This is a genomic window from Anaerococcus sp. Marseille-Q5996, assembly GCF_946893725.1.
GTDB lineage: Bacteria > Bacillota > Clostridia > Tissierellales > Peptoniphilaceae > Anaerococcus > Anaerococcus martiniensis.
Window position 1 is genome coordinate 247,591 of the sequence record NZ_CAMPPE010000001.1, and the last position, 14,359, is coordinate 261,949.

The following is a 14,359-nucleotide window of genomic DNA, read 5'->3' on the forward strand; positions in this document are numbered from 1 at the left end:
AACTTTCCTGCAGTTTTTCTTATATTGAATTTAAAATTAAAACCATAACTGGCATTAGAGCAACTGTCATTATTCCAGCTACGGCTATGGATAAGCCGGCCATGGCTCCTTGGACATTTCCCATATCACGGGCTTTTGTAGTCCCTAGAGCGTGGGCAGCTGTTCCAAGGCCAATTCCTTGGGCAACTGGATTGTAGATTTTAAATACTTTTATAATTATTGGAGCAATTATTATTCCAACTATGCCTCGAATAATAACCGCTATTGCTGCTAGAGCTGCAATGCCGCCGTATTCTTCGGCAAGGCCAACTGCAATTGCTGTGGTTACTGATTCTGGAAGCATGGTGATTATAATCATATCATCCACTCCCATTACTTTTGAAAGTAGGACAGTAACAAGCATAGAAACGAAACTACCTACAAAAATTCCTATCATAATGGCAGCAAAATTTTTCTTTAAAATATCAATGTTATCATAAAGGCTTACCATTAGAGCAACTGTTGCTGGCCCTATAAAAAATGAAACTAAAGACCCACCTTGGTTATAATCCTTATAAGAAATGCCAGCTGCGGATAAAATAATTGAAATAACTATAATTGAAATTAAAAGTGGATTAAAGATTGATCTTAAAATCCCGTTATGTATTTTATTTGTAAATTTTTTTGCTAATTGAAATACTACAAAAGATAAGACTATGCCAAAATATGAATTACTAAACATGTTTGCTCCTTTTTTGTATAAAGCTTACAACAAGCATGGTTACAGCCATGGCAATAGTACTTGCAACAATTGTCACCACAAACATTGCAACAAAATTTTGAGTAAACAAATCAAAATTTTCAATTATACCAACCCCAACAGGTACAAACAAAAAACTCATATTATCTAGTATGACATTAGAAGTTTTCCTTACTTGGTCAGGATTAAGCTTTTTGCTAACAAAAAGTAAAAATAAGATTAGCATCCCATAAATAGTTTCAGGAATCGGCAGGGGAATTAAGTACTTTAGAACGCTACCAGCTAGAAGGCAGGCGCATAAGATTACAAATTCTTTTAAGATTTTCATTATTGACCTCAAATTCTTTTTATTAATGATACAAGTTCTATTATAATTTAATAAAAATATTTTACAAATTTTTATTTGACATAGGTTATTTTGCCGGTATATTATTGGAACGTTACACAAGAAATGCTGAAAAATTAAGCTTTGTAAACAAGCTTTATAAATATTTATAAATTTATATAAATGTTTGTAAAATGTATACTTTACACTTGATTTTGTAGTGTTTTTGTTGTATTATATTATGGTGCTTTGAAGCAAGATGTTGCTTGTGACTTAGGCCAAAATCACAAGGGAACTTTTGCCTAGCAAGTTTAGAAATAATTCTAAGCGGTTTCCACACACATAAAACGCCCGGAGGCGTGGTAAAGAAAGAGAGAGGAAAAATGGCTAATCAACAAAAAATCAGAATTAGATTAAGAGCTTACGATCACGAAGTAATCGATAGCTCAGCAGAAAAAATCGTAGAAGCGGTTAAAAGAAGCGGAGCAGAAGTATCTGGACCAATTCCACTTCCAACAGAAGTAGAAAAAATCACAATTTTAAGAGCGGTTCATAAATACAAAGACTCTAGAGAACAGTTTGAACAAAGAACACACAAAAGATTAATCGATATCTTAGGCCCAAATGCCAAAACACTTGATGCACTTAAGAAATTAAACTTACCTGCAGGTGTTGATATCGAAATTAAGTTATAACAACTGTAATTAGAATGATTGGATAATCAATCCGCTGTAATTAAGGAGGTACTCATGAAGAGTATATTTACAACAAAAGTAGGCATGACTCAAGTCATCGATGAAGATGGAGTTATCACTCCAGTTACTGTTCTAAAAGCTGATGAAAATGTAGTTGTACAAATTAAAACAGACGAAACAGACGGTTACAACGCAGTTCAAATCGGTTATATGGACAAAAAAGAAAAAAATGTTAAAAAACCTATTAGAGGTCATTTTGACAAAGCAGGCGCATCTTACAAAAGATATTTAAAAGAAGTTAACTACGGAAATGACCCAATCGACTTAGTAGTTGGTGATAAAGTAGCAGTAGACATCTTTGAAGAAGGCGAAATCGTAGACGTTGTTGCAACAAGCAAGGGTAAGGGTACCCAAGGTGCTATCAAAAGATGGAACTATGGTAGAGGTCCACAATCTCACGGTTCTAAATCTCACAGAGTAGCAGGTGCTCGTTCAGCAGGTTCAGATCCAGCAAGAGTATTCAAAGGTAGAAAAGGCTCAGGAAAAATGGGAAATGAAAGAGTTACAATCCAAAATTTACAAGTAGTTAAAGTAAATACAGAAGACTCTTACATCCTAGTTAAAGGTGCGGTTCCAGGACCTAAAGGCGGACTTGTTCAAATCAAACAAGCAGTCAAAGGCCAAAACTAAGGAGGAGTTAGATGCCTAAAGTTAATGTTTTAAACATAAAAGGAGAAAATGTTGGAGAATTAGAGTTAAACGAAACTCTATTTAACACTGAAATTAGCGAACACGCTGTATATGAAGTAGTTAAAAACCAACTAGCAAATAAAAGACAAGGTACACAATCTGCTAAAACACGTGCTGAAGTACGTGGTGGTGGACGTAAACCATTTAGACAAAAAGGAACAGGTAGAGCTCGTCAAGGTTCAATTAGAGCACCACACTACACAGGCGGTGGAGTTGTATTTGCACCAAAACCAAGAGACTACAGCTATCAAGTTCCTAAAAAACTAAGAAGAAAAGCACTTTACTCAGTTCTTACTTCAAAAGTAAACGAAAATGAATTAATTGTTTTAGATAGCCTATCATTTGAAGCTCCTAAAACAAAAGAAGCAGCAAACATCTTAAATGCAATCGATGCTGGTAAAAAAGCTTATGTTGTAACAGCAGAAAATGACAAACTAGTTTATAGATCATTTAGAAATATCGAAGGTGTAGATGTATCAGCTGCAAACCTAATCAATGTTTATGACTTAGTAAGACACAACAAGCTAGTAATTACAAAAGATGCAATTGCTAAACTTGAGGAGGTATTTATATAATGAAATCACCTTATGAAATAATTAAAAGACCAATTATTACAGAAAAATCAATGAGCTTACTTGATGAAAACAAATACACTTTTGAAGTAGACAAAAATGCAAACAAACCAGAAATCAAAGCTGCAATCGAACAAATCTTTGATGGCGTAAAAGTTCAAAAAGTTAGAACAATGAATTACGAAGGTAAAAAAGTAAGAACACGTCATGGAATCGGTAAAAGAGCTGACTGGAAAAAAGCTGTAGTTACATTAACAGCAGACAGTGCAGAAATTGAATACTTCGAAGGTTTATAAGGAGGATTTAAATGCCTATTAGAAAATTAAAACCAACTTCAAACGGCCATAGAAATATGTCTGTTTCAACATTCGAAGAAATCACAACAAACAAACCTGAAAAATCACTTTTAACAGACCTTAAAAGCAAAGGTGGACGTAACAATACAGGTAGAACAACTGTTCGTTTTAGAGGCGGTGGAGTAAAAAGAAAATACAGAATCATCGACTTTAAAAGAAATAAAGATGATATTCCAGCAACAGTAAAAACTATCGAATACGATCCAAACAGATCAGCAAACATTGCTCTACTTGCATATGCAGATGGAGAAAAAAGATATATTCTTGCACCAAGAGGACTTAAAGTAAATGATAAAGTTATCTCTGGAGCAAATGCAGATATCAAACCTGGTAATGCACTAGAACTTAAAGATATCCCAGTAGGTACAACAGTACACAATATCGAAATGAGACCAGGCCAAGGCGGTATCCTAGTAAGATCAGCTGGAACTGGTGCACAACTTATGGCTAAAGAAGGTAACTTTGCAACACTAAGATTACCAAGTGGTGAAGTTAGATTAATCCACCTAAACTGTAAAGCTACAATAGGTGTTGTAGGAAACCAAGAACACGAATTAATCAGACTAGGAAAAGCTGGTAAATCAAGATACCTAGGACGTAGACCACACGTAAGAGGTTCTGTAATGAACCCAGTAGATCACCCACACGGTGGTGGTGAAGGTAGAACACCAATCGGTCGTCCATCACCAATGACACCATGGGGTAAAAAAGCTATCGGTGTTAAAACACGTAACAACAAAAAATCTTCTACACAATACATTGTAAGAAGAAGAGACGAAAAATAGGGGGATATAATGGCTAGATCACTTAAAAAAGGACCATTTGTCGATGATCATTTAATGAAAAAAATTGACGAATTAAATGAAAAAAATGAAAAAAAAGTTGTAAAAACTTGGTCAAGACGTTCTACAATATTCCCTGAATTTGTAGAACATACAATAGCAGTTCACGATGGTAGAAAACACGTGCCAATCTATATCACAGAAGATATGGTAGGACACAAACTAGGTGAATTTGTACCAACAAGAACATTCAGAGGCCACGCTAAAAAAGCTACTGAAATGAAATCAAAAATGCGTTAGGAGATGACAATGGAAGTAAAAGCAACAGCTAAATATCAAAGAATATCTCCTCTTAAAGTAAACTATATTTGTAAAGAAATTAGAGGTAAACAAGTAGACGAAGCACTAAATATCTTAAGATTTACAAACAAAAAAGGTGCAAGATTACTTGAAGATGTACTAAAAAGCGCAATCGCAAATGCAGAAAACAACAATGGACTTGATAGAGAAGACCTAATTGTAAAAAACGCATTTGCAAATGATGCTCCAACAATGAAAAGATGGCATCCAAAAGCTAAAGGTGCAGCTTACCCAATACTAAAAAGAAGCAGCCACATCGGTGTAGTTCTTGAGAATATAGAAGCATAGGAGGAAAAGATGGGCCAAAAAGTAAACCCAAAAGGATTTAGAGTTGGTGTTATTAAAGATTGGGATTCAAAATGGTTTGCAGACAAAGAAGAATTCTCAGATCTTTTAGTAGAAGACTATAACATCAGAAAAGTAATAAAAAAAGAAGTTTATGATGCAGGTATTGCAGATATCGAAATCGAAAGAGCTGTAAACAACCTAAAAATCACAATCTATGCTGGAAAACCAGGAATGGTAATCGGTAAAGGTGGAGCTGGAATCGAAGAACTTAAGAAAAAAATCGAAAAAGTTGCACCAGGCAAAAGAACAATCATAAACGTTGAAGAAATTAAATACCAAGACCTAAATGCACAACTAGTAGCAGAAAATATTGCATCAGCACTAGAAAACAGGGTTGCATTTAGACGTGCTATGAAACAACCAATCCAAAGAACAATGAGAGCTGGAGCAAAAGGTATCAAAACAATGGTATCTGGAAGACTTGGTGGAGCTGATATGGCTAGAAGCGAAGGATATTCTGAAGGAACAATTCCACTTCAAACACTAAGAGCAGACATTGACTATGGATTTGCAGAAGCAGATACAGAATATGGTAAAATTGGTTGTAAAGTTTGGATCTACAAAGGCGAAATCCTACCAGGAGAAAAGGCAGTTCGCGAACCAAAAATGAAACAAAGACCAAACAATAGAAACAACAAAAAAAGAAGAAACAATAACAGACGTCCTAACAGAAACACAAACGAAAATACTAACAACTAGTATTTGAATAAGGAGAAAAACTTATGTTAATGCCTAAAAGAGTTAAATATCGTAGACAACATAGGGGCAGAATGAAAGGTGAAGCTCAAAGAGGAAACCAACTAGCTTACGGTGAATACGGCTTACAAGCCCTAGAAGCTACTTGGATGACAGCTAACCAAATCGAGGCTGCTCGTCGTGCGATGACAAGATATATCAAAAGAGGTGGTCAAATCTGGATTAAAGTATTCCCAGATAAACCAGTATCTAAAAAACCTGCAGAAGTAAGAATGGGTTCTGGTAAAGGTTCCCCAGAATATTGGGTAGCAGTAGTAAAACCAGGCCGTGTACTATTTGAAATGAGTGGGGTTAGCGAAGAAATTGCAAGAGAAGCTATGAGACTTGCTGCGCAAAAACTTCCAATCAAAACCAAATTCATACAAAGACTTGAAGTTACAGGTACGGAGGAATAATAATGAAAGCAAAAGAAATCAGAAATTTATCAGACCATGATTTAGATAAACAATTATATGATTTACAAAGTGAGCTTTTTAATCTTCGTTTCAGACTTGCAACTGGACAATTAGAAAATCCATCAGCAATTGGAAATGTCAAAAAAGACATCGCAAGAGTTAAAACAATTCAAACTGAAAGAAAGCTTAATATAAATAGGGAGGCTTAAATTTCATGGAAAGAAACAGTAGAAGAGTAGAACGTGGTGTTGTAGTATCTGATGCGATGGATAAAACAATTACAGTTTTAGTTGAAGAAAAAATTTCACACCCAGTTTACAAAAAAAGAATCAACAGAAGTAAAAAATATAAAGCTCATGATGAGAAAAATGAAGCTAAAGTAGGCGATACAGTAGTAATTATGGAAACTCGTCCTCTATCAAAAACAAAAAGATGGAGACTAGTAAGAGTTGCCGAAGCTGCTGAAATTGTTTAATAAGTTAAGGAGATATTCATGATACAACAAGAAACTCGCATGAGAGTTGCAGATAACTCCGGAGCACGTGAATTATTAGTAATTAAAGTTCTAGGCGGAACTGGCAGTAGATATGCAAATATCGGTGATGTTGTAACTTGTTCAGTAAAAAGTGCAACACCCGGAGGAGCGGTAAAAAAAGGTGACGTTGTAAAAGCTGTAATCGTTAGAAGCAAAAGAGGATTAAAAAGAGCTGACGGATCAAAAATCAATTTTGATGAAAACGCAGCAGTAATCATCAAAGAAGACAAATCACCAGTAGGAACTCGTATATTTGGACCAGTAACTAGAGAATTAAGAGGGGAAGGATTCATGAGAATTATATCCCTAGCTCCAGAAGTATTATAGGAGGAAGTTATGCACGTTAAAAAAGGCGATAAAGTTCAAATAATATCAGGCTCATACAAGGGTCATGTTGGAGAAGTAATTGAAGCTTATCCAAAAGAAAATAAAGTAGTAGTTCAAGGTGCTAATGTTAGAATTAAACACCAAAAAGCAACACAAATGGGTGGCGAAAGCGGAAGAATCGAAAAAGAATGCCCAATTGATGCTTCAAAAGTACTTTTATACTCAGAAGAACTTAAAAAAGGTGTAAGAACTAGCAAAGTGCTTGAAGATGGCAGAAAAATCAGAGTAAGCCATAAAACAAACGAAAAATTCGACTGAGTTTAAGGAGAAATTATGGCAAACAGCAGACTAAAAGAAAAATACGAAAATGAAGTAGTAAAAGCATTAATAGAAAAATTTGGCTATGAAAATGTAATGCAAGTACCAAAACTTGAAAAAATCGTAATTAACGTTGGTCTTGGAGAAGCAAAAGATAACCAAAATCTATTAAATGCAGTTAAAAATGAGCTTGCATTAATTACAGGACAACAACCTATTGAAGCAAAAGCTAAAAAATCAGTAGCTAACTTCAAACTTAGAGAAGGTCAAGCAATTGGTGCAAAAGTAACATTAAGACGTGAAAAAATGTATGATTTCCTAGACAAACTAATCTCAATTTCACTACCACGTGTTAGAGACTTTAGAGGAATAAATCCAAATTCATTTGATGGACGTGGAAACTATTCACTAGGAATAAAAGAACAGTTAATTTTCCCAGAAATCAAATACGATAACGTAGATTTCCTACACGGAATGGATATAACAATAGTTACTACAGCAAAAACAGATGAAGAAGCTAAAGCATTCTTACAATTAATGGGAATGCCATTTACAAAATAAAGGAGCGCTTAATGGCTAAAAAGTCAATGATAGCTAAACAAAAAAAACATCACAAATATTCAACACAAGAATATAGCAGATGTAAAATTTGTGGTAGACCACATGGCTACCTTAGAAAATATGGAATTTGCCGTATTTGCTTTAGAGAATTAGCAAATGAAGGAAAAATTCCAGGAGTTAGAAAATCAAGCTGGTAATTAGGGAGGATATTAATTATGATGACAGATCCAATAGCGGATATGCTAACAAGAATTAGAAATGCAGTAAAAGCTAATCATAAACAAGTAAGCTTACCATCTTCTAATGAGAAAAAAGCTATTGCACAAATTCTTCTTGATGAAGGCTTCATAAACGGATTTAATGTTGAAGAAGACAACAAACAAGGAATTCTTACAATAGACTTAAAATATACAGAAAACGGCGAGAGAGTAATCTCAGGACTAAGAAGAATAAGTAAACCAGGCCTAAGAGTTTATGTAAAATCAAACGAAGTACCTAAAGTACTAAATGGTCTAGGAACAGCAATTATTTCAACATCAAAAGGACTTTTAACTGACAAAGCTGCAAGAGAAGAAAATGTAGGTGGCGAAGTTATTTGTTACGTATGGTAAGGAGAAATATATGTCAAGAATAGGTAAACAACCAATTGAAATACCAAATGGAGTTTCAGTTGTTATTGATGGACAAACTATCAGAGTAGAAGGACCAAAAGGTAACCTTACTCAAGATTTCCCAAAAACAATTGAAGTAGTTGAAGAAGATAATCAAATCCTAATCAACATTCCAGAAGATTATACAAAACAACAAAACATCGACCATGGTTTATTTAGATCACTTATTGCAAATATGGTATTAGGTGTAACAGAAGGATTTAGCAAAACACTTCAAATCGAAGGTACAGGTTACAGAGCACAAAAACAAGGAAATAACTTAGTTATGAACCTTGGTTTCTCACACCAAGTAACTATGGAAGACCCAGAAGGTATCGAAACTGAAACACCAAATGAAAGAACAATAATCGTAAAAGGTATCGATAAACAATTAGTAGGCTTACACGCAGCCAATATCAGAAAATGGAGAAAACCTGAACCATACAAGGGTAAAGGTATCAGATATGAAGGCGAATATGTAAGACGTAAAGTTGGTAAGACAGGTAAGTAGGAGATATAAATGGCTAAAGATAATAAAAGACAAAGACTTCAAACTCGTAAAAAAAGAGTTAGAGCAAAAATCAGCGGTACTCCTGAAAGACCAAGACTTTCCGTATACAAATCAAATGCTAACATTTACGCACAAATTATTGATGATGTAAATGGAGTGACACTAGCAAGTGCAAACACATTACAAAGTGATGTAGCAGATGGATTAGAAAGCAAATCAAACATCGAAGCTGCAAGCAAAGTTGGTGAAGCTATTGCTAAAAAAGCAATCGATGCTGGTATAAAAGAAGTTGCCTTTGATAGAAATGGTAATTTATACCACGGAAAAGTTAAAGCTTTAGCTGAGGCAGCAAGAGAAGCTGGTCTTAAGTTTTAATAGGAGGTATTAGATGAATTATTTATTAAGAAGTGAAGTAGAAAAACTAAACCTCGAAGATAGAGTAGTTGCTATTAACAGAGTTGCTAAAACTGTAAAAGGTGGACGTAACATGAGATTTGCAGCACTTGTAGTAGTAGGAGATTCTAACGGAGTAGTTGGAGTTGGAACAGGAAAAGCTACAGAAGTACCAGAAGCAATCAGAAAAGCAACAGAAGATGCAAAAAAACACATGATCAAGGTTCCACTAGTAGGAACAACTATCCCTCACAGAGTTGAAGGAGAAAGAGGAGCAGGTCATGTATTACTAATGCCAGCTGTAGAAGGTACAGGAGTTATCGCTGGAGGTCCAGTGCGTGCTATCTGTGAATTAGCTGGGTATAAAGACATTAGAGCTAAAAACCTAGGTTCAAGTAACCCTAGAAATATCATCAATGCATGTCTAGACGCATTTTCTAACATGAAAACTGTTGAAGATGTTGCTAAACTTCGTGGTAAATCGGTAGAAGAATTCGATTATTAAGGAGAGAGTATGGCACAATTAGAAATCAAACTTAAAAGATCTTTTATCGGTAGAAAAGATGATCAAATTGCAACAGCAAAAGCCCTTGGACTTAGAAAAATTGGCCAAAGCGTTGTAAAAGAAGATAATCCAGCAGTAAGAGGAATGATCAATAAAATTCCATTTATGCTAGAAGTAAAAGAATTAAACTAGGAGTGTAAGATGAAATTACATGAATTACAACCTAATGAACCACTAAAAAAGAAAAAGAGAAAAGGTAGAGGTCCAGGTTCAGGAAACGGTACTCGTGCAGGTCGTGGTCAAGATGGTCAAAACTCTAGAAGCGGCGGTGGCGTAAGACCAGGTTTCGAAGGTGGACAAATGCCACTTTACAGACGTCTTCCAAAAAGAGGATTTAAAAACTTCAACAAAAAACAATACGAAGTTATCAATGTTGAAACATTAAATGCTTTTGAAGATGGTACAGAAGTAACACCAGAATTACTATTTGAAAACAAAATACTAAACAAAAACAAAGCAAAAGATGGAGTTAAAATCCTAGGTGATGGAGAACTTACATCAAAACTTACAGTAAAAGCTCACAAATTCACAGCTAGCGCAAAAGAAAAAATTGAAGCAGCTGGTGGATCAGTAGAAGAAATTGAAGTTAAAAAATGGGTAAAACCATCTAAGAAAGAAACTACACAAGAAAATTAAGAAGGTGAGCAATGCTAGAAACAATAAAAAAAGCATCAAGAGAGCCAGAGATTAGGAAGAAATTTTGGTTTACTTTCCTAATGCTAGTAATCTATAGACTTGGAAACAATATTCCAATACCATTTATAGATCAAGAAGCTCTTAAAAATGCTTACTCATCTGTTGAAGGAACATTAGTTGACTACCTAAATATGCTAACAGGTGGTGGGCTATCAACCCTTTCAATATTTGCCCTAGGGGTACAACCTTACATTACTTCTTCTATCGTAATGCAGCTTTTAACAGTTGTAATACCAAGACTAGAAGAGTTGACACGTGAAGGTGAGCAAGGACGTAAACAAATCCAAAAATATACTAGATATTTAACAATTATCCTTGCAATCTTCCAAGCAGTAGCAGTAACAAATGGTTTATACGGAGCAGCCTTAGCAAATTCAACAGGCTTCCAAAAACTTGCAATGAATGTAATCCTAATCGGTGGAACAATGTTTGTAACTTGGATGGGTGAAACCATAACAGAAAAAGGTCTAGGAAATGGAACCAGTCTTTTAATCTTTATGGGTATTATAGCTTCATTTCCAAGAACAATTGGAAGATGGGGTGAACAAGTTCGCTATGGACTAGTAAACTACCTACCAATTATCATTATGGTTATACTAATAATCCTAATTGTTTTGGCAGTAGTACTTATTTCAGAAGGTGAACGTAAAATCCCAATTCAATATGCTAAAAGAGTAGTTGGACGCAAAATGTATGGTGGTCAATCAACTCACATCCCAGTAAAAGTAAACATGGGTGGAGTAATGCCAATAGTATTTGCATCAGCAGTACTTGCAATACCATCAACAGTTAGCCTATTCTTTGGAAATGGCGGCGAAAGCGGTATAAATAACTTCTTCCAAAATACAACTGGAGGATTTATCCTATACTTACTTATCCAATCAGCATTAATCTTGATATTTGCATATTTCTACAATCAAATCCAATTTAATACTGTAGAATATGCTAAGCAATTACAACAAAATGGTGGATTTATCCCAGGTATTAGACCAGGAAAACCAACCAGTGAATATTTAGCAAAAGTTGCAACAAGAATAACCTTTATAGGATCAATTGCACTAGCTCTACTAACAATCATTCCAGCAATTGCATCAAAATTATTAGGATTATCCCTATCATTTGGTGGTTCATCAGTAATCATCGTTGTAGGTGTAATAATCGAAACAATTAAGCAATTAGAGGCAATGATGACAATGAAACAATACAAAGGGTTTTTAAATAGGTAAAAGATGAATATTATATTGTTAGGACCCCCAGGAGCAGGTAAGGGTACACTTTCAAAAAAAATTATAGAAAACTTAAATGCAGTTCAAATTTCTACAGGAGACATTTTTAGATACAATATCAAAAATGAAACTCCTTTAGGACTAAAAGCAAAAGGATATATGGACAAGGGTGATCTTGTACCAGATGAAGTAACCATCGACCTACTTTGGGATTATTTTGATAAATTAGAAAATAAAGAAGAAGGCGAACTAATCGTATTATTTGATGGATTTCCTAGAACATTAAATCAAGCAAAATCACTTGATGATGGAATGGATCAAAGAAATCAAAAAATAGATGGAGTAATCTACTTTGATGTTGACTATGATACACTTATCAAAAGAACAACAGGTAGACGCGTATGTCCAAACTGTGGTGCAACTTATCATATAGAAAACCATCCTCCAAAAGTGGAAGGCATCTGTGATAACTGTGGCACAGAACTAATTCAAAGAAAAGACGATGAACTAGAAACAGTAAAAAACAGAATCGATGTTTACAACGAACAAACCTCTGTACTCATTGATTATTACACACAAAAAGGTATATTAAAGAGTATTGACGGCACAAAATCTGTTGATGAAATATTTGATGAATTTAACAATAAATTAGGAGAACTTAACTAATTTATGGTTAAAAAAAGAGAAGATAAAGAATCTCTTTAGGCCAATATGTCTTAAAAAAGAGATGAACGTTGCTAAACAAGACATATTAGATAAGATAAGGAGGTTCTATATATGTCAAAAAAAGATGCTATAGAAGTTACAGGAGTAGTAAAAGAAGCACTCCCAAATGCAATATTTAGAGTAGAACTAGAAAATGGACACGAAATCCAAGCCCATATCTCAGGAAAACTACGCATGAACAGCATAAGAATATTAGAAGGAGATAAGGTAACAGTAGAACTATCTCCATATGACCTTACACAGGGAAGAATTACTTGGCGACGCAAGTAGACAAGGAGAATTAAATGAAAGTTAGAGCATCAGTAAAAAAAATGTGCGATAAATGCAAAATTATCAAAAGAAACGGTAAAGTTATGGTAATTTGCGAAAATCCAAAACATAAACAAAGACAAGGTTAGGAGGGTTTAATGCCAAGATTAGCTGGTATAGATTTACCTAGAGAAAAAAGAGCAGAAATAGGCCTTACTTATATTTACGGAATCGGCCGTGCAACTGCTAATGAAATATTAAAAAACACAGGAATCAATCCTGATACAAAAATGAAAGATCTTACTGAAGAAGAATTAGGTCAAATTCGCGAACAACTAAACAAATATACAATCGAAGGTGATTTACGTCGTGAAACATCAATGAATATTAGAGCTCTTCGCGAAATCAACTCATACAGAGGAAACAGACACAAAGCAGGACTTCCAGTAAGAGGACAAAATACAAAAAATAACGCAAGAACAAGAAAAGGAAGAAAGGGTTAAGGAGAATAAATGGCAACAAAAGGCAAACAAACTTCTAGAAGAAGAAGAGTTAAGAAAAATGTTGAACGTGGCCAAGCTCACATTAACTCAACATTCAACAACACTATGGTGACAATTACTGATATGCAAGGTAATGCATTATCATGGGCTTCAGCTGGTCAATTAGGATTTAGAGGAAGCAGAAAATCTACACCATTTGCAGCTCAAGAAGCAGCAGAAACAGCAGCTAAAAAAGCTATCGACCAAGGTCTAAAAACTGTAGAAGTATACGTAAAAGGACCAGGTAGCGGACGTGAATCAGCTATCAGAAGCTTACAAGCTGCAGGACTTGAAGTAACAATGATTAAAGATGTTACACCAATTCCTCACAATGGATGTAGACCACCAAAAAGAAGAAGAGTTTAATAAGGAGAAATTATGGCAGTATCAAAAGATCCAGTTTATAAAAGAGCAAGAGCTTTAGGAATTTCTCCAGCATACCTTGGTTATACAGGCGAATCAAAAAGACAACTACCACAAAGACGTGGCAAAATGTCAGATTATGGTATGCAACAAAGAGAAAAACAAAAAGCTAAATTCATCTATGGTGTATCTGAAAAACAATTTAGAGGCTACTATGAAAAAGCTACTAAAATGTCAGGACAAACAGGTGAACAATTAATCGTTCTTTGCGAAAGAAGACTTGATAACATTGCATTTAGATCAGGCCTTGCAAGAACAAGAAGAGAAGCAAGACAAATTGTAACTCACGGACACTTATTAGTAAATGGTAAACAAGTAGACATCCCATCATACCTAGTAGAAGTTGGTGATGTTATCGAAGTACGTGAAAAATCTAGAAGCAAAACTTTATTTAAAACAATCAAAGAAACAAATGCAACATTTGGAGTAGTTGATTGGATGAGCTCAGATCTAGAAAACTTAAAAGTAACTATTGACAGACTTCCAACAAGAGAAGAAATTGATATCCCAGTAGAAGAACGTATGATCGTAGAGTTCTACTCTAAATAATTAATAACTA

The 14,359-nt window shown here is 34.7% G+C and carries 30 protein-coding genes; 28 read left to right on the plus strand and 2 right to left on the minus strand.

The annotated features are described in order from the left end of the window. Positions 1-19 precede the first annotated feature (19 nt). Both OC526_RS01165 and OC526_RS01170 read right to left on the minus strand, forming a co-directional pair. Positions 20-721: an LrgB family protein gene (locus OC526_RS01165; protein ID WP_262121484.1), complete on the minus strand. Its 702-nt coding sequence runs from the start codon at positions 719-721 to the stop codon at positions 20-22. Next, entirely contained in the window at positions 714-1,067 is a 354-nt protein-coding gene (locus tag OC526_RS01170) for a CidA/LrgA family protein (RefSeq protein ID WP_262121486.1), read from the minus strand. The genes OC526_RS01165 and OC526_RS01170 overlap by 8 nt, the downstream gene beginning before the upstream one ends. A 380-nt stretch (positions 1,068-1,447) precedes the next feature. Here OC526_RS01170 and rpsJ point away from each other — a divergent pair, with 380 nt between their 5' ends. The 28 genes from rpsJ (at position 1,448) to rpsD (ending at position 14,349) form a co-directional block, all read left to right on the plus strand. Further along, complete coding sequence (gene rpsJ / locus OC526_RS01175; protein ID WP_203126077.1) at positions 1,448-1,759, plus strand: 30S ribosomal protein S10; 312 nt, start codon at positions 1,448-1,450, stop codon at positions 1,757-1,759. 54 nt (positions 1,760-1,813) lie between these two features. Then, positions 1,814-2,449: a 50S ribosomal protein L3 gene (gene rplC, locus OC526_RS01180; protein WP_262121488.1), complete on the plus strand. Its 636-nt coding sequence runs from the start codon at positions 1,814-1,816 to the stop codon at positions 2,447-2,449. Between the two features lie 11 nt (positions 2,450-2,460). Continuing rightward, positions 2,461-3,084 carry a 50S ribosomal protein L4 gene (gene rplD / locus OC526_RS01185; RefSeq protein WP_262121490.1) on the plus strand — a complete coding sequence of 208 codons (624 nt, stop codon included), beginning with the start codon at positions 2,461-2,463 and terminating at the stop codon, positions 3,082-3,084. Continuing rightward, positions 3,084-3,377 carry a 50S ribosomal protein L23 gene (gene rplW / locus OC526_RS01190; protein ID WP_262121492.1) on the plus strand — a complete coding sequence of 98 codons (294 nt, stop codon included), beginning with the start codon at positions 3,084-3,086 and terminating at the stop codon, positions 3,375-3,377. The genes rplD and rplW overlap by 1 nt, the downstream gene beginning before the upstream one ends. 11 nt (positions 3,378-3,388) lie before the next feature. After that, a complete protein-coding gene (gene rplB, locus OC526_RS01195) occupies positions 3,389-4,222 on the plus strand; it encodes a 50S ribosomal protein L2 (protein ID WP_262121493.1) in 834 nt (277 codons plus the stop codon). A gap of 9 nt (positions 4,223-4,231) precedes the next feature. After that, positions 4,232-4,519, plus strand: a complete 288-nt coding sequence (gene rpsS / locus OC526_RS01200) for a 30S ribosomal protein S19 (protein WP_203126086.1) — start codon at positions 4,232-4,234, stop codon at positions 4,517-4,519. A gap of 9 nt (positions 4,520-4,528) precedes the next feature. Further along, entirely contained in the window at positions 4,529-4,867 is a 339-nt protein-coding gene (gene rplV, locus OC526_RS01205) for a 50S ribosomal protein L22 (protein ID WP_262121496.1), read from the plus strand. Between the two features lie 9 nt (positions 4,868-4,876). Then, positions 4,877-5,626 (plus strand): 30S ribosomal protein S3, encoded by a 750-nt coding sequence (gene rpsC / locus OC526_RS01210; protein ID WP_262121498.1) that lies wholly within the window; start codon positions 4,877-4,879, stop codon positions 5,624-5,626. A 23-nt stretch (positions 5,627-5,649) separates the two neighbouring features. Continuing rightward, complete coding sequence (gene rplP / locus OC526_RS01215; protein WP_262121500.1) at positions 5,650-6,078, plus strand: 50S ribosomal protein L16; 429 nt, start codon at positions 5,650-5,652, stop codon at positions 6,076-6,078. Between the two features lie 2 nt (positions 6,079-6,080). Further along, positions 6,081-6,287, plus strand: a complete 207-nt coding sequence (gene rpmC / locus OC526_RS01220) for a 50S ribosomal protein L29 (RefSeq protein WP_101539544.1) — start codon at positions 6,081-6,083, stop codon at positions 6,285-6,287. A gap of 5 nt (positions 6,288-6,292) precedes the next feature. Then, positions 6,293-6,553, plus strand: a complete 261-nt coding sequence (gene rpsQ / locus OC526_RS01225; protein WP_203126092.1) for a 30S ribosomal protein S17 — start codon at positions 6,293-6,295, stop codon at positions 6,551-6,553. 18 nt (positions 6,554-6,571) lie between these two features. Then, a complete protein-coding gene (gene rplN, locus OC526_RS01230) occupies positions 6,572-6,940 on the plus strand; it encodes a 50S ribosomal protein L14 (protein WP_203126094.1) in 369 nt (122 codons plus the stop codon). Positions 6,941-6,949: 9 nt separating this feature from the next. Next, positions 6,950-7,258: a 50S ribosomal protein L24 gene (rplX, locus tag OC526_RS01235; protein WP_262121505.1), complete on the plus strand. Its 309-nt coding sequence runs from the start codon at positions 6,950-6,952 to the stop codon at positions 7,256-7,258. A 15-nt stretch (positions 7,259-7,273) separates the two neighbouring features. Continuing rightward, positions 7,274-7,819: a 50S ribosomal protein L5 gene (gene rplE / locus OC526_RS01240; RefSeq protein ID WP_262121508.1), complete on the plus strand. Its 546-nt coding sequence runs from the start codon at positions 7,274-7,276 to the stop codon at positions 7,817-7,819. Positions 7,820-7,830: 11 nt separating this feature from the next. Next, positions 7,831-8,016: a type Z 30S ribosomal protein S14 gene (locus OC526_RS01245; RefSeq protein ID WP_262121511.1), complete on the plus strand. Its 186-nt coding sequence runs from the start codon at positions 7,831-7,833 to the stop codon at positions 8,014-8,016. Positions 8,017-8,034: 18 nt separating this feature from the next. Further along, positions 8,035-8,430 (plus strand): 30S ribosomal protein S8, encoded by a 396-nt coding sequence (gene rpsH, locus OC526_RS01250; RefSeq protein ID WP_262121514.1) that lies wholly within the window; start codon positions 8,035-8,037, stop codon positions 8,428-8,430. 10 nt (positions 8,431-8,440) lie between these two features. Further along, a complete protein-coding gene (gene rplF / locus OC526_RS01255) occupies positions 8,441-8,980 on the plus strand; it encodes a 50S ribosomal protein L6 (RefSeq protein WP_262121517.1) in 540 nt (179 codons plus the stop codon). Between the two features lie 9 nt (positions 8,981-8,989). Continuing rightward, a complete protein-coding gene (gene rplR, locus OC526_RS01260) occupies positions 8,990-9,355 on the plus strand; it encodes a 50S ribosomal protein L18 (protein WP_262121518.1) in 366 nt (121 codons plus the stop codon). 13 nt (positions 9,356-9,368) lie between these two features. Then, positions 9,369-9,878 carry a 30S ribosomal protein S5 gene (rpsE, locus tag OC526_RS01265; protein WP_262121520.1) on the plus strand — a complete coding sequence of 170 codons (510 nt, stop codon included), beginning with the start codon at positions 9,369-9,371 and terminating at the stop codon, positions 9,876-9,878. 9 nt (positions 9,879-9,887) lie between these two features. After that, positions 9,888-10,070: a 50S ribosomal protein L30 gene (rpmD, locus tag OC526_RS01270; protein ID WP_262121522.1), complete on the plus strand. Its 183-nt coding sequence runs from the start codon at positions 9,888-9,890 to the stop codon at positions 10,068-10,070. 9 nt (positions 10,071-10,079) lie between these two features. Next, positions 10,080-10,574 carry a 50S ribosomal protein L15 gene (gene rplO / locus OC526_RS01275; RefSeq protein WP_262121525.1) on the plus strand — a complete coding sequence of 165 codons (495 nt, stop codon included), beginning with the start codon at positions 10,080-10,082 and terminating at the stop codon, positions 10,572-10,574. Between the two features lie 11 nt (positions 10,575-10,585). Further along, entirely contained in the window at positions 10,586-11,860 is a 1,275-nt protein-coding gene (gene secY / locus OC526_RS01280; protein ID WP_262121528.1) for a preprotein translocase subunit SecY, read from the plus strand. Between the two features lie 3 nt (positions 11,861-11,863). Beyond that, on the plus strand, positions 11,864-12,526 hold the full coding sequence (locus OC526_RS01285) for an adenylate kinase (RefSeq protein ID WP_262121529.1): 663 nt from the start codon (positions 11,864-11,866) through the stop codon (positions 12,524-12,526). Positions 12,527-12,637: 111 nt separating this feature from the next. After that, entirely contained in the window at positions 12,638-12,856 is a 219-nt protein-coding gene (gene infA, locus OC526_RS01290) for a translation initiation factor IF-1 (RefSeq protein ID WP_262121530.1), read from the plus strand. Positions 12,857-12,870: 14 nt separating this feature from the next. Beyond that, on the plus strand, positions 12,871-12,984 hold the full coding sequence (rpmJ, locus tag OC526_RS01295; protein WP_004818043.1) for a 50S ribosomal protein L36: 114 nt from the start codon (positions 12,871-12,873) through the stop codon (positions 12,982-12,984). Positions 12,985-12,993: 9 nt separating this feature from the next. Next, entirely contained in the window at positions 12,994-13,338 is a 345-nt protein-coding gene (gene rpsM, locus OC526_RS01300) for a 30S ribosomal protein S13 (RefSeq protein ID WP_262121534.1), read from the plus strand. Positions 13,339-13,347: 9 nt separating this feature from the next. Beyond that, entirely contained in the window at positions 13,348-13,743 is a 396-nt protein-coding gene (rpsK, locus tag OC526_RS01305) for a 30S ribosomal protein S11 (RefSeq protein ID WP_262121537.1), read from the plus strand. Positions 13,744-13,755: 12 nt separating this feature from the next. Beyond that, entirely contained in the window at positions 13,756-14,349 is a 594-nt protein-coding gene (gene rpsD, locus OC526_RS01310; RefSeq protein ID WP_262121538.1) for a 30S ribosomal protein S4, read from the plus strand. Positions 14,350-14,359: the final 10 nt, after the last annotated feature.

What these genes read in the sequence shown, in the direction of transcription:
- OC526_RS01165 (WP_262121484.1), bottom strand. Translation starts at nt 721, where the DNA reads ATGTTTAGTAATTCATATTTTGGCATAGTCTTATCTTTTGTAGTATTT.
- OC526_RS01170 (WP_262121486.1), bottom strand. Translation starts at nt 1,067, where the DNA reads ATGAAAATCTTAAAAGAATTTGTAATCTTATGCGCCTGCCTTCTAGCT.
- rpsJ (WP_203126077.1), top strand. Translation starts at nt 1,448, where the DNA reads ATGGCTAATCAACAAAAAATCAGAATTAGATTAAGAGCTTACGATCAC.
- rplC (WP_262121488.1), top strand. Translation starts at nt 1,814, where the DNA reads ATGAAGAGTATATTTACAACAAAAGTAGGCATGACTCAAGTCATCGAT.
- rplD (WP_262121490.1), top strand. Translation starts at nt 2,461, where the DNA reads ATGCCTAAAGTTAATGTTTTAAACATAAAAGGAGAAAATGTTGGAGAA.
- rplW (WP_262121492.1), top strand. Translation starts at nt 3,084, where the DNA reads ATGAAATCACCTTATGAAATAATTAAAAGACCAATTATTACAGAAAAA.
- rplB (WP_262121493.1), top strand. Translation starts at nt 3,389, where the DNA reads ATGCCTATTAGAAAATTAAAACCAACTTCAAACGGCCATAGAAATATG.
- rpsS (WP_203126086.1), top strand. Translation starts at nt 4,232, where the DNA reads ATGGCTAGATCACTTAAAAAAGGACCATTTGTCGATGATCATTTAATG.
- rplV (WP_262121496.1), top strand. Translation starts at nt 4,529, where the DNA reads ATGGAAGTAAAAGCAACAGCTAAATATCAAAGAATATCTCCTCTTAAA.
- rpsC (WP_262121498.1), top strand. Translation starts at nt 4,877, where the DNA reads ATGGGCCAAAAAGTAAACCCAAAAGGATTTAGAGTTGGTGTTATTAAA.
- rplP (WP_262121500.1), top strand. Translation starts at nt 5,650, where the DNA reads ATGTTAATGCCTAAAAGAGTTAAATATCGTAGACAACATAGGGGCAGA.
- rpmC (WP_101539544.1), top strand. Translation starts at nt 6,081, where the DNA reads ATGAAAGCAAAAGAAATCAGAAATTTATCAGACCATGATTTAGATAAA.
- rpsQ (WP_203126092.1), top strand. Translation starts at nt 6,293, where the DNA reads ATGGAAAGAAACAGTAGAAGAGTAGAACGTGGTGTTGTAGTATCTGAT.
- rplN (WP_203126094.1), top strand. Translation starts at nt 6,572, where the DNA reads ATGATACAACAAGAAACTCGCATGAGAGTTGCAGATAACTCCGGAGCA.
- rplX (WP_262121505.1), top strand. Translation starts at nt 6,950, where the DNA reads ATGCACGTTAAAAAAGGCGATAAAGTTCAAATAATATCAGGCTCATAC.
- rplE (WP_262121508.1), top strand. Translation starts at nt 7,274, where the DNA reads ATGGCAAACAGCAGACTAAAAGAAAAATACGAAAATGAAGTAGTAAAA.
- OC526_RS01245 (WP_262121511.1), top strand. Translation starts at nt 7,831, where the DNA reads ATGGCTAAAAAGTCAATGATAGCTAAACAAAAAAAACATCACAAATAT.
- rpsH (WP_262121514.1), top strand. Translation starts at nt 8,035, where the DNA reads ATGATGACAGATCCAATAGCGGATATGCTAACAAGAATTAGAAATGCA.
- rplF (WP_262121517.1), top strand. Translation starts at nt 8,441, where the DNA reads ATGTCAAGAATAGGTAAACAACCAATTGAAATACCAAATGGAGTTTCA.
- rplR (WP_262121518.1), top strand. Translation starts at nt 8,990, where the DNA reads ATGGCTAAAGATAATAAAAGACAAAGACTTCAAACTCGTAAAAAAAGA.
- rpsE (WP_262121520.1), top strand. Translation starts at nt 9,369, where the DNA reads ATGAATTATTTATTAAGAAGTGAAGTAGAAAAACTAAACCTCGAAGAT.
- rpmD (WP_262121522.1), top strand. Translation starts at nt 9,888, where the DNA reads ATGGCACAATTAGAAATCAAACTTAAAAGATCTTTTATCGGTAGAAAA.
- rplO (WP_262121525.1), top strand. Translation starts at nt 10,080, where the DNA reads ATGAAATTACATGAATTACAACCTAATGAACCACTAAAAAAGAAAAAG.
- secY (WP_262121528.1), top strand. Translation starts at nt 10,586, where the DNA reads ATGCTAGAAACAATAAAAAAAGCATCAAGAGAGCCAGAGATTAGGAAG.
- OC526_RS01285 (WP_262121529.1), top strand. Translation starts at nt 11,864, where the DNA reads ATGAATATTATATTGTTAGGACCCCCAGGAGCAGGTAAGGGTACACTT.
- infA (WP_262121530.1), top strand. Translation starts at nt 12,638, where the DNA reads ATGTCAAAAAAAGATGCTATAGAAGTTACAGGAGTAGTAAAAGAAGCA.
- rpmJ (WP_004818043.1), top strand. Translation starts at nt 12,871, where the DNA reads ATGAAAGTTAGAGCATCAGTAAAAAAAATGTGCGATAAATGCAAAATT.
- rpsM (WP_262121534.1), top strand. Translation starts at nt 12,994, where the DNA reads ATGCCAAGATTAGCTGGTATAGATTTACCTAGAGAAAAAAGAGCAGAA.
- rpsK (WP_262121537.1), top strand. Translation starts at nt 13,348, where the DNA reads ATGGCAACAAAAGGCAAACAAACTTCTAGAAGAAGAAGAGTTAAGAAA.
- rpsD (WP_262121538.1), top strand. Translation starts at nt 13,756, where the DNA reads ATGGCAGTATCAAAAGATCCAGTTTATAAAAGAGCAAGAGCTTTAGGA.